Here is an 11,439-nt window from a genome sequence, read left to right as displayed (position 1 = left end):
GGGCGACTCGGCTTCTCGACGGCCGACGACCCGTACGTTAACCTACCAAACACTTGTTAGGGAAGGAGGGCAGATGTCCGCTGCCCGCGCCGCATCCGCCGAGCCCGTCCGCTACGAGCGCCACGACGCCGTCGCCGTGATCACCCTGGACCGGCCCGACCACCGCAACGCCCAGAACTCCGCGATGACCTACGCCCTCGACCGCGCCTTCTACCGCGCCGCCGCCGACGACGCGGTGAAGGCCGTGGTCCTCGCCGGAGCGGGAAAGCACTTCTCGGCCGGCCATGACATCGGCACCCCTGAGCGGGACGCCCACCTGCCGTTCGACCGCAAGGCGGGCCTGTGGTGGGACCACTCGGACAAGCAGGGCGCGGAGAGCCGCTACGCCCGCGAGTCCGAGGTCTACCTGGGCATGTGCCGGCGCTGGCGCGAACTGCCCAAGCCGGTGATCGCGTCCGTGCAGGGCGCCTGCGTCGCGGGCGGCCTGATGCTCGCCTGGGTCTGCGACCTGATCATCGCCTCCGACGACGCCTTCTTCGCCGACCCGGTGGTACGCATGGGCATCCCCGGTGTGGAGTACTTCGCCCACCCGTGGGTGATGCCGCCGCGGATCGCCAAGGAGTTCCTCTTCACCGGCGACCGGATGAGCGCGCGGCGCGCCCACGAGGTCGGGATGGTCAACCGGGTCGTGCCCCGCGCCGAACTGGCCGAGCGGACCATGGAGCTGGCACACCGGATCGCCGTCATGCCGCGCCTGGGCCTGGCGCTGACCAAGCGGGCCGTCAACCAGGCCGAGGATCTCCAGGGCATGCACGCCGGAATGGACGCGGTCTTCGGGCTGCACCACCTGGCGCACGCGCACAACGCCGAGACCGCTCAGGACGCGCTCGGCGGCATGGACGTCCGCGCGATGAAGGAGGCTTCGGCCTGATGGACCTCGACTTCACCGACGAGGAGGAGGCGTTCCGTGCCGAGGCCCGCGCCTGGCTCGCCGCCCATGTCCCGGACGCGCCCCTCCCCTCCCTGGAGACCGCGGAGGGCTTCGCCGCCCACCGCGCATGGGAGCGCACCCTGGCCGCGGACCGCTGGTCGGCGGTTTCCTGGCCCGAGGAGTACGGCGGCCGGGGCGCCTCGATCCTCGAGTGGCTGATCTTCGAGGAGGAGTACTACGCCGCGGGCGCACCCGGCCGGGTCGGCCAGAACGGCATCAGCCTCCTCGCCCCCACCCTCCTGGAGCACGGCACACCCGGGCAGTTGGCCCGGGTCCTCCCGCCGATGGCGGGCGGCGAGGTGATCTGGGCCCAGGCCTGGTCGGAGCCGGAGTCCGGCTCGGACCTCGCGAGCCTGCGCTCCACGGCCGAACGGACCGACGGCGGCTGGCGGCTGAACGGCCAGAAGACCTGGTCGTCCCGGGCGGCCTTCGCCGACCGCGCGTTCGGGCTCTTTCGCAGCGACCCCGGCGCCGGCCGGCCGCACCGCGGCCTGACGTACCTCATGTTCCCGCTGGACGCGGAGGGGGTGACGGTACGGCCCATCGGCCGGCTCGACGGCAAGCCCGCCTTCGCCGAACTCTTCCTCGACGACGTCTTCGTCCCGGACCGGGACGTGATCGGCGAGCCGGGCCAGGGGTGGCAGATCGCCATGAGCACCGCGGGCAACGAGCGCGGGCTGACCCTGCGCAGCCCCGGCCGGTTCACCGCGGCGGCCGACCGCCTGGCGGCTCTGTGGCGCGCGACGGCGGATCCGAGCGACACGGCGCTTGGCGAGCGGGTCGCCGACGCGGTCATCGGCGCCCGCGCGTACCGGCTCTTCGCCTACGCGGGCGCCTCAAGGGTCACCGCCGGAGAGGCGGTCGGCGCCGAGTCGAGCCTCAGCAAGGTCTTCTGGTCCGAGCTGGACATCGCCCTCCACGAGACCGCGCTGGACCTGCTGGGTCCGTACGGCGAACTGGCCGACACGGCCGCGGATGCGCCCGCGCACGGCAGCTGGGCCGAGGGGTACACCTTCTCCCTCGCCGGCCCCGTATACGCCGGCACCAACGAGATCCAGCGCGACATCATCGCCGAGCGGCTGCTCGGCCTGCCGAAGGGACGCCGGTGATGCGGTTCCTCCTCGACGACGAGCAGCAGACGTTCGCCCGTTCCCTGGACGGCATGCTCGCTGCGGCGGGCACCCCCGCCGTCGTACGGGCCTGGGCGGCCGGGGATCCTTCGCCCGGCCGCGAGGTGTGGGCGAAGCTGGCCGAGGCCGGCGTCTTCGCCCTCGCCGTGCCCCAGCGGCACGACGGCCTCGGCCCGCTGCCCGTCGAACTCACCACCGCCTTCACCGTGCTGGGCCGCCACGCGGTGCCCGGCCCGCTGGTGGAGACGGTGGCCGTGGCGGCATTCCTCGACCGCCTGGGGGACGACTCGGCGGCCACCGCGTGGCTGCCGGGCATCGCGTCCGGCAAGACGGCCGCCTCACTCTGCCTGCTCTCGAACGACAGTCCCTACGCCCTGGACGCCGACGCCGCCGACGCGGTCTTCGTCGTGGCAGGCGACGCCGTACGCCTGGCGGCGGCGACCGGGCTCGTCCAGCCGTCCGCCGACCCGGCCCGCCGGCTGGCCCGCCCGCTCGGCGGAACCGTCCTGGCGCGAGGCCCGGAGGTGGTCTCCGCGGCCGCGCACGCCGCCGACGTCGCGGCACTCGCGACGGCGGCCCAGGCCCTCGGTCTGGGCCGCGCCCTGCTCGTACGCACCGTCGCGTACGCCCGGCAGCGCACCCAGTTCGGGGTGGCGGTCGGCTCGTTCCAGGCGGTGAAGCACCGGCTGGCCGACGCGCTCGTCGCGCTGGAGTTCACCGAACCGCTGGTCCACGGCGCGGCCGTGGCCCTGGCCGCGCGGGAGCCGGCCTCCGGACGCGAGATCGCGGCGGCGAAGGCCGCGGCGTGCGAGGCGGCCTGCACCGCCGCCCGCACCGCCCTGCAGATCCACGGCGCGCTCGGCTACACCGACGAACTCGACCTCTCGCTGTGGATCCGCAAGGCCCGTGCGCTGCGGTCCGCCTGGGGCACGCCGGCCGCCTGCCGCGCCCGCGTGCTCGCCTCCTGAACCCGCGGATCGCCGCTCCACGTCCCCGCCCGGCCCCGACCGCACCACGGAGTCAGCCATGTCCACCGCACCGCCGCCTCCGCCACGACGCGAGAGAGCCGGGAGAACCGAGGGACCGGCCGCGGTCCCCGACCCCGCTCCGCTGCGGAAAGTGGCGCCGTCCAGCCTGCTCGGCACGGTCGTCGAGTCCTACGACTTCCCGCTCTACGGCACGATGGCCGCCCTCGCGTTCAGCCGGCTGTTCTTCCCCGAGTCCCATCCGACAGTCGGCACGATCGGCGCGTTCGGCCCGCAGAAGGGAACCTGCCGGTGAGACCCACCGAGGAGGAGAAGGAGCTGCGGTCGGCCGTGCGCGCCCTGCTGGCACGGCACGAAGGCGCGGCGGCCTGGCGGCCGTTGACCGAGCAGATCGGCGCCGCCGGGCTCGCCGTCCCCGAGGAGTACGGCGGCGCGGGCCGCGGGGCCCGCGAAGTCCACGTCGTCATGGAGGAGTTGGGCCGGACCCTGAGCCCCGTCCCCTATCTCGGCTCCGCGGTGCTCGCGGTGCAGGCCCTGCTCGTCTCCGGCGACGCGCGGACCTGTGCGCGGCTGCTGCCGGGGCTCGCCGGGGGCCGGAGTGTCGGGGCCCTGGCGTGGGCCGAGAGCGGGTCCTGGGACCCTGCGGCCATCCGGGCCGACGCCGCCCGTGGTCCGGGAGACGTCTGGCGGCTCACCGGGACCAAGGAGTTCGTGCTGCACGGGGCCGAGGCCGATGTACTGCTCGTGGCGGCGCGCACGAAGGCCGGAATCTCTCTCTTCCAGGTACCCGTCGACGGCGTGGGGGTACGCCGCGTCGCGACAGTCCCCATGGACCAGACACGGGCGCAGGCCCGCCTCGTACTCGACGGCGCGGAGGGCCGGCTCATCGGCGCGGACGGCGACGGCGGCCGGGTTCTGCGGCACGTACGGGACCTGGCCTGCACGGCGCTCGCCGCCGAGCAGACCGGCGCGGCCGAGCGCTGCCTGGAGCTCACCGTCGCCTACGCGAGGGAACGCATCCAGTTCGGCCGGCCGATCGGCTCCTTCCAGGCGGTCAAGCACCGGCTGGCGGACGCGTACGTGCTGGTGGAGTCGGCGCGGTCGGCCGCGCTCGGCGCGGCTTTCGCGGCGGACGCCGGCTCGGCGGAGCTGTCCCGCCGCGCGGCCGCCGCCAAGTCCGCGTGCTCGGAGGCGTTCTCCGCGGTGGCGGGCGAGACGATCCAGTTGCACGGCGGCATCGGCATCACCTGGGAGCACGTTGCCCACCGTTACTTCAAGCGGGCGCACGGCTCGGCCCAGTTGTTCGGCCCGCCGGCAGGACACCGGCTCCGGCTCGCCGAGGAGCTGGGGCTGACATCGGCCGGGAACACGGCCTGACCGGCGCCGGCCTGCCGGCGCCGCTGGCAAGCGACGGGGACCTTCGCGGAGCGCCCCCTCGGGTCGTCGCGGGCATCTCCGTGGAGCGCGCACGGAATCCCGGTGCGCGGGAACTGCCTCCTGCGCAGCACCGGCCCTGCCTGCACGTCTGCGACCGGCTGTGGTTCCGGGCCCGCGCCCCGAGGGGCGGAGGGCGGCAGGGAGGACGTGACGGGTCATGAGCGGCGCGCGGACGATCGCCCGGCTCGCACGGACCGCTGCCGTCCGCCCCACCGGCACGGCCGGCTTCCTCTGCACCGCCGGCACCACCGGTCGCCCCAAGGGCGTCCCCTCGGCCCCCGGGCAGAACCCGCGCGTCTACGGCGCCGGGGCCCGTAGGGTCAGGCTCCGGCACGGCGACCGACACCTCCTGGCGAACCCCTTCTTCCACACCTTCGGCTACAAGTCCGGTGTCATCGTCGGCCTGTTGCTCGGGACCACGATCGTCCCGGAGCCGGTCTTCGACGCGAAGACCGTTCTCGGACGGATACAGGACGAGCGGATCTACGTCCTGACCGGCGGCCCGCACAGTCTTCACCCCGCTCGTCCACCACCCCGAGCGCGGGGCGCACGACCCGGCCTCGATGTGGACGGCCGCCACCGGCGCGGCGAACATCCCCACCGCGCTCATCGGACGGCGAAGTGGCCCCGCTTCGCTCCGCAGTCGAGAGGCGCGGAGCCCTTGGCCGCGCATGGCCATGGGAGTGCCCCCGACGTTGGGGGCATCTGGACCTGCCGGACAGCGCTCGCGTATGGGCGCGGTCGCGCGACACGAACTGCGCGATCGACTCGGTCCGCCTGCGGGCGTAGGGGCAGCGGCGCGGACGCCCTCGCATAGGCTGGCCGTCTCATCCGACGCACCGCGACGAGGATCCACCCATGCGCAGCAGCACCGGAATCCGGCTGATCGAGCCCACCGACGCCGCCCCGATCGCTGCGCACCGGGTGCGGGACTTCGAGGCCTTCCGGCCGTGGGAACCGGCCCAGCCGGCCGACTTCTTCACCCCGGAGGGCCAGGCGGAGCGGATCGACGGCCTGCTTGAGGGATACCGGGCCGGCACTGTCTGGCCCGGTGTGGTGCTCGCCGACGACCAGGTGATCGGGCAGGTCACCGTCGGCGGCATCCTGCAGCAGCCGCACCTGCGCCGCGGCTCCGTCGGATACTGGATCGCCGGCGTCGCCCAGAATCAAGGGCACGCCGGGCGCGCCGTCGGGCTGGTACTGCGGGTGATGACGGACGAACTCGGGTTGCACCGCGCCGAGGCGTCCACCAATCTGGAGAACCTTCCGTCGCAGCGGGTGCTGCGCCGCAACGGGTTCAACCCGTACGGCGTCGCGCACTCCTCGATCTTTCTCGACGGGAGCTGGCGGGACGGGCTGCTGTGGGAGCGGATCCTCGGCGACTGACCTCGCCGCGCCAGACCGACTGACCCAGGTCGCTTCCCCTCCCGCCATGCCGACGGCACTGCCACCTGTTGTGAACTCGCCTCACGGCGATCGGTCTCCTCGCCGGCCCGTGACCTCCTGCGCGGGTCTCGGTGACCCCTGGTCCTGGGGGCGTACGAACGGGCCAAGGCCTCCACCGCCGTGCCGCACCGCCCCGACGTGTTGCCTGACCCGCGGCACCGCGGTCCCAAGGACACGGGGAGAATCCCTACCCGACCATCGCGCCGGGGACTCCACCATGCCCAAGCGGCAAAGCACCTCCAACCAGCGGCAGTTGGTGGTCCATGCGGCCGCCTCAGCCCAACCCGGTCGGCGAGGCGAACCGACCCGGCCCAGGCCCTGGGGGCCGTCGTGGCAGCGCCCGGGGGGCCTCAAACTGCGCCCCGGACCGGGTTGGCTCTCGTCCGCTCCGGGAGTCGAGATCGATTGTCAGTGGTGGGTGAGACGGTAGGAACATCAAGTCGGAAAGAGGGGGCGCCGTCATGTCGGGGAACCAGAACTACATCAATCACGTTGCTCTTGTGCTGGATGCCAGTTCGTCCATGTCACACCTGAGCCGCAAGGTCGTCGAAGTCGCCGACCAGCAGATCGCGTACCTTGCCCGCCGGTCGAGGGAACTGGACCAGGAAACCCGCGTCACGGTGTACGTCTTCGCGGACAAGGTGCAGTGCGTCATCTACGACAAGGACGTGCTGCGGATGCCGTCGCTGAAGCAGCTGTACCGGGTCGGCGGCATGACGGCTCTGCTGGCGGCCGCGCTGAAGTCGCAGCGGGAGCTGGCGCAGACAGCCCAACTGTACGGCGACCACAGCTTCCTGACGTTCGTGCTCACCGACGGCCAGGAGAACGCAAGTCATCGCTCCCCGGATGCCCCCGCGAGGGATCCGCGTGAACTGGTGAAGGGCGTGGCCGAGATGATCGAGACGCAGGAGGACAACTGGACGCTGGCCGTCCTCGTGCCGGACCAGATGGGCAAGCGGGAGGCCATGCAATGCGGTTTCCCGAAGGAGAACATAGCCATCTGGGACGCCACGAGCACACAGGGTCTGGAGGAGGCCGGACAGGTCATCCGGCAGGCCACCGAGAAGTTCATGGTGGGCCGCGCCCAGGGCATCCGGGGGTCGCGGGCGGTGTTCTCCACGGGCGCCGAGACAGTCAACAAGGACACCATCAAGGCGGCCGGCCTCACCCCGGTGAATCCGTCGGAGTACCAGCTGGTCCCGGTGACGCGTGACGTGGCGATCCGGGACTGGGTCATCGAATGCGGACACACCTACCGGACCGGTGGTGCGTTCTACCAGCTGGGCAAGTCGGAGAAGGTCCAGGCGCGGAAGCAGATCGCGGTGCTGGAGAAGAAGACGGACCGGGTGTACGCGGGGCCGGAAGCCCGAGCCCTGCTCGGCCTGCCGGACAGCGAAGTCCGCGTCAAGCCCGACCACAACGACGACTTCACGATCTTCGTGCAGAGCACCAGCGTGAACCGCAAGCTCGTACCCAACACGCGGCTGCTCCTGATGAACTGACACCGTGGAACTCCTCCGGGGCCGGGAGGCTTCGCCGGCTCGGCACCACACCGGCGACGGAGTCGTGGCGGCCATGCCCGCGACGAAGGATCTGAACAAGGCGCAGCAGGCGTCCCAGCGCGGCCCGGCGGCCCTCGCACCGAGGCAGAACAGGAAGGCGACCGCCGGTGCCGCGCGGCGTACTCAGGCGTGCCGCGGATCCTGCGGGTCACCTGGACGCTCCCGATGCCGAGCGGAGCCGTGGCCGCGGCAGCCCTGGTTGTTGCACGGCATCCCGCCGGCCGGCGTGTTCGCACTATGGCCCGTCGGAACCACTGCCGGAGCTCCCCGCAGACCTCCGCACGCTCGCCGTCGACGCCCTGGACCAAGTGGTCGCAGAGCAGTCCGAACTCGCCGAGCTGTGGGGCGAAGCCCCGGACGTCCCGACAAGGCGTCAAGTCGTCACTTGCCTCCGCGACGTCCTCGACCCTCCGGTCCCCCCACAGGAGGAAGTCCTCTTCGCGATCCAAGCGGTGACCGCAGTTCCGGATCACAACTGGAGGCGCCCGTCCGGCCGACGTATCCCGGGCCGTGAGGAACACCGGAATCCGCCCGGAACCGTGGGGCAGACCGACCGCTTTGTTGGGGGAACAGTCCGCCGTGATCGTCGGGCACGACTGGGGGTCGGCCATCGCCGCCGACTCCGCCCTGCTCAGGCCGGACGTCTTCCGCGCGGTCGGGATGCTCAGCGTGCCCTACGCCCCACGCGGCGGGCCGCGGCCCAGCGCGATCTTCACGCAGTTGGGCGGGGACGAGGAATTCTACGTCTCCTACTTCCAGGAGCCCGGCCGGGCCGAATCGGAGATGGAGCCCGACGTACGCGGCTGGCTCGCGGGCTTCTACGCCGCCCTGTCCGCCGACACCATGTCCGCGCCCGGCGCACCCGGCCCGCACTTCGTCGGCCCGGGCGGGAGACTGCGCGACCGTTTCCCCACCGGCCGGCTGCCCCACTGGCTCAGCGAGAGCGACCTCGACGTCTACGCCGGGGAGTTCGAGCGGACCGGCGTGAGCGGGGCGCTGGCCCGCTACCGGAACATGGACCGGGACTGGGAAGACCTCGCCGGCTTCGACGGCGCCCCCATCACCCAGCCGTCCCTGTTCATCGGCGGCGGCCTGGACGCGTCCACCACATGGATGGCGGACGCGATCAACGCCTTCCCCGTCACCCTCCCGGGCCTGACCGCCTCCCACATCCTCGACGGCTGCGGCCACTGGATCCAGCAGGAACGCCCCGCCGAGATCAACCGGCTCCTGACCGACTGGCTCACCTCCCTGCCCGCCCCGCCCGCCTGAAACCCCTCCGGGAACCCGGGACCGCCTCCCGGAACGGCGGCCGCCGGCCCACCAGGATCCTCCGCGCCGTCGCACCCCATGAACACCCGAATCGCTCGCGGTCGCTCGACCGCCTCTCCAACCGCAGCCGGCATGCTGCTGATGAAGCCGCGCACGGACGTCCAGAAGCACGCGCGGGCCGAGGTTCCGACCGCTGCGCCACCACCCGAGCCCGAGCCGGACAGCGAGCAGCCGGCTGACAGACGCGCCGAGGAACACCGCGCCGGAGGATCGGCCCGCAAACGCCGGCCGCCGAACGGAGGCCGGGCTTGTTCATCAGGCGGGGTCCATCCCGCCGTCTCCGCCCTCCCCCGACGGAACCGACTCGTCGGGGCCCTCCGTCGAGGGCTCATCGGCATGGGTGGGGCTCGTGTGCTCGTCCGCGAAGTCGGGCTCCTCCTCCGGTTCGGGAGGTGTGGATCCGTTGCCCTGCTCAGCCATGACCCCGATTCCTTCCTGTGCCAGATCTGTACGGCTCCATCGTCGTCCCCTTGGCCCCCGGCCGCACGCCCTTGGGCCGGTACTGACGGCGGTTCTGGGCGAGGGCGACGGCTCGACCACGTGCGCACGCCGGAAGGCGCGCCTTTCCGGCGCGGTGTGGCGGGGCCGACGGCCGGCTGTCGGCCTGTCTACGCTGGGCTGCGGTGTCCCCGCAGGCATTCACGCCGTTGGGACAGTGCGTGCCGGTCGCGGCGCGTCCACTTGTCCGGCCGGGCGGAGCGGCTCGTCCGCGCACCCTGGCCGACCGTAGCCTCAGGAGAGACGGATGGACTACTACGACCTCGGCACTCACACCCGCCCTGTGACGACGTCCTCACCGTCCGCCCAGATGTGGTTCGACCGCGGGCTGGTCTGGTCGTATGCCTTCCATCACGAGGAAGCGGTCTCCTGCTTCGAGGCCGCCGCCGCGGCGGATCCCGGCTGTGCGATGGCCTACTGGGGCATCGCCTACGCCCTCGGTCCGAACTACAACAAGCCCTGGGAGTTCTTCGAGGGCGAGGAACTGGCACGGACCGTCGAGCGCACTCACGCAGCCGTCGAACGCGCCCACGAGAAGGCGGACGGCGCCACTGCCGTGGAGCAAGCCCTGATCCGAGCGCTGCGGGACCGGTACCCGCAGGCGGAGGCGGTCGAGGACTGCTCGGTGTGGAACAAGGGCTACGCCGACAGCATGCGCGCCGTACACGCGCTCGCGCCCGACGACCTCGATGTCACCGCGCTCCACGCCGACGCGCAGATGAACCTCACGCCCTGGCAGTTGTGGGACCTGCGGACCGGTCTGCCCGCGGAAGGCGCCCGCACGCTGGAGGCCAAGGCGGCCCTCGAGCAAGCGATCAGCACCGGACCGGGGAAGAAGCATCCCGGCCTGCTGCACATGTACATCCATCTCATGGAGATGTCCCCCACCCCGGAGGCCGCGCTGTCCGTCGCGGACCGGCTCCGCGGCCTCGTGCCCGACGCCGGCCACCTCCAGCACATGCCCACACACCTGGACGTGCTCTGCGGCGACTACCGGCGCGTGGTGTCGGACAACACCAGCGCCATCGCCGCCGACGAGAAATACCGTGCCCGGGCCGGCGCGATGAACTTCTACACCCTCTACCGATCGCACAACTACCACTTCAAGATCTACGGTGCGATGTTCCTCGGCCGGTCGACGACCGCCCTGGAGACCGCCGCACAACTCGAAGCCTCCATCCCCGAAGAACTGCTGAGGGTGCCGAGTCCGCCCATGGCCGACTGGCTGGAGAGCTTTCTGGCCATGCGGGTGCACGTCCTCATCCGCTTCGGCCGCTGGTCCGACATCATGGAACTGCCTCTGCCCAACGACCCGCAGCTGTACTGCGTGACCACCGCGATGCTCCACTACGCGCGCAGCGTCGCATGCTCGGCGACCGGCCGGATCCCCGAGGCCGAAACCGAACGCGAGCTGTTCCGTCAGGCCGTGTCCCGAGTACCCGGGACACGCATGCTGTTCAACAACACCTGCCTCGACATCCTCGCGATCGCGTCGGCGATGCTCGACGGCGAACTGGAGTACCGCAAGGGCAACCACGACGCCGCCTTCGCCGCGCTGGAGCGATCGATCACACTCGACGACAACCTTCCCTACGACGAGCCGTGGGGGTGGATGCAGCCCACCCGTCACGCGTACGGCGCTCTGCTCCTCGAACAGGGACGCATCGAGGAGGCGGAGGCCGTCTACCGGGCCGACCTCGGCCTCGAAGAAACCCTGCCGCGTGCCTCACAACACCCCGGCAACGTTTGGTCGCTGCACGGGTTTCACGAGTGTCTCGTGCGGCTGGGCAGAGCGGGAGAAGCGCAGATCGTGGCCCAGCAGCTGAAGCTCGCGCTCGCCGTGGCGGACGTACCGATCAACTCGTCCTGCTTCTGCCGCCTCGAAGCCGTCCCGGGCGAGGCGGAAGGCGACCGTCGACCAACGCCCAGGACCCCCGGACCCTGAAGCCGATGCTGTCCCATGTCGGACATGAATCCACGCAGCCGACTCCAAACCCAGCGCCTTGACGCATACAAGGCGTAACGACGTCCTCACCGCCTGCCGCTCCGCGCTTGCG

The 11,439-nt window shown here is 71.8% G+C and carries 10 protein-coding genes and 2 pseudogenes; 11 read left to right on the top strand and 1 reads right to left on the bottom strand.

The genetic code is table 11. From position 1 onward, the window contains the following. Window positions 1-73 precede the first annotated feature (73 nt). From ACFYOP_RS29295 to ACFYOP_RS29250, 10 genes and pseudogenes are all read left to right on the top strand, one after another. Entirely contained in the window at window positions 74-931 is an 858-nt protein-coding gene (locus tag ACFYOP_RS29295; RefSeq protein ID WP_356896620.1) for an enoyl-CoA hydratase, read from the top strand. After that, the gene (locus ACFYOP_RS29290) at window positions 931-2,100 is read left to right on the top strand and encodes an acyl-CoA dehydrogenase family protein (RefSeq protein ID WP_356896622.1); all 1,170 of its coding nucleotides are present in this window, start codon (window positions 931-933) and stop codon (window positions 2,098-2,100) included. The genes ACFYOP_RS29295 and ACFYOP_RS29290 overlap by 1 nt, the downstream gene beginning before the upstream one ends. Then, window positions 2,100-3,089, top strand: coding sequence for an acyl-CoA dehydrogenase family protein (locus ACFYOP_RS29285; protein WP_356896624.1), 990 nt, complete (start codon window positions 2,100-2,102; stop codon window positions 3,087-3,089). The genes ACFYOP_RS29290 and ACFYOP_RS29285 overlap by 1 nt, the downstream gene beginning before the upstream one ends. A gap of 151 nt (window positions 3,090-3,240) precedes the next feature. Then, entirely contained in the window at window positions 3,241-3,402 is a 162-nt protein-coding gene (locus tag ACFYOP_RS29280) for a hypothetical protein (protein ID WP_356896626.1), read from the top strand. After that, window positions 3,399-4,484 (top strand): acyl-CoA dehydrogenase family protein, encoded by a 1,086-nt coding sequence (locus ACFYOP_RS29275; protein ID WP_356896628.1) that lies wholly within the window; start codon window positions 3,399-3,401, stop codon window positions 4,482-4,484. The genes ACFYOP_RS29280 and ACFYOP_RS29275 overlap by 4 nt, the downstream gene beginning before the upstream one ends. Before the next feature lie 217 nt (window positions 4,485-4,701). Next, window positions 4,702-5,361, top strand: a complete 660-nt coding sequence (locus ACFYOP_RS29270) for an AMP-binding protein (protein ID WP_356896630.1) — start codon at window positions 4,702-4,704, stop codon at window positions 5,359-5,361. 41 nt (window positions 5,362-5,402) lie between these two features. Continuing rightward, complete coding sequence (locus ACFYOP_RS29265) at window positions 5,403-5,930, top strand: GNAT family protein (RefSeq protein WP_356896632.1); 528 nt, start codon at window positions 5,403-5,405, stop codon at window positions 5,928-5,930. Window positions 5,931-6,451: 521 nt separating this feature from the next. Beyond that, the gene (locus ACFYOP_RS29260; protein ID WP_356896634.1) at window positions 6,452-7,492 is read left to right on the top strand and encodes a vWA domain-containing protein; all 1,041 of its coding nucleotides are present in this window, start codon (window positions 6,452-6,454) and stop codon (window positions 7,490-7,492) included. A 167-nt stretch (window positions 7,493-7,659) separates the two neighbouring features. After that, a pseudogene (locus tag ACFYOP_RS29255) lies at window positions 7,660-7,908 on the top strand (DUF4259 domain-containing protein); the annotation flags it as partial. Between the two features lie 205 nt (window positions 7,909-8,113). Further along, a pseudogene (locus ACFYOP_RS29250) lies at window positions 8,114-8,824 on the top strand (alpha/beta fold hydrolase); the annotation flags it as partial. Between the two features lie 315 nt (window positions 8,825-9,139). On the opposite strand, the gene ACFYOP_RS29245 reads toward ACFYOP_RS29250, so the two are convergent. Further along, the gene (locus ACFYOP_RS29245) at window positions 9,140-9,304 is read right to left on the bottom strand and encodes a hypothetical protein (RefSeq protein ID WP_356896636.1); all 165 of its coding nucleotides are present in this window, start codon (window positions 9,302-9,304) and stop codon (window positions 9,140-9,142) included. Between the two features lie 325 nt (window positions 9,305-9,629). Here ACFYOP_RS29245 and ACFYOP_RS29240 point away from each other — a divergent pair, with 325 nt between their 5' ends. Beyond that, complete coding sequence (locus tag ACFYOP_RS29240) at window positions 9,630-11,327, top strand: hypothetical protein (RefSeq protein WP_356896638.1); 1,698 nt, start codon at window positions 9,630-9,632, stop codon at window positions 11,325-11,327. Window positions 11,328-11,439 lie beyond the last annotated feature (112 nt).

This window comes from Streptomyces sp. NPDC006294 (assembly GCF_042870895.1).
In the GTDB taxonomy this organism is placed as follows: domain Bacteria; phylum Actinomycetota; class Actinomycetes; order Streptomycetales; family Streptomycetaceae; genus Streptomyces.
The sequence above is the reverse complement of the archived record's forward strand: the minus strand, read 5'-3'. Positions and strand labels throughout refer to the sequence as shown.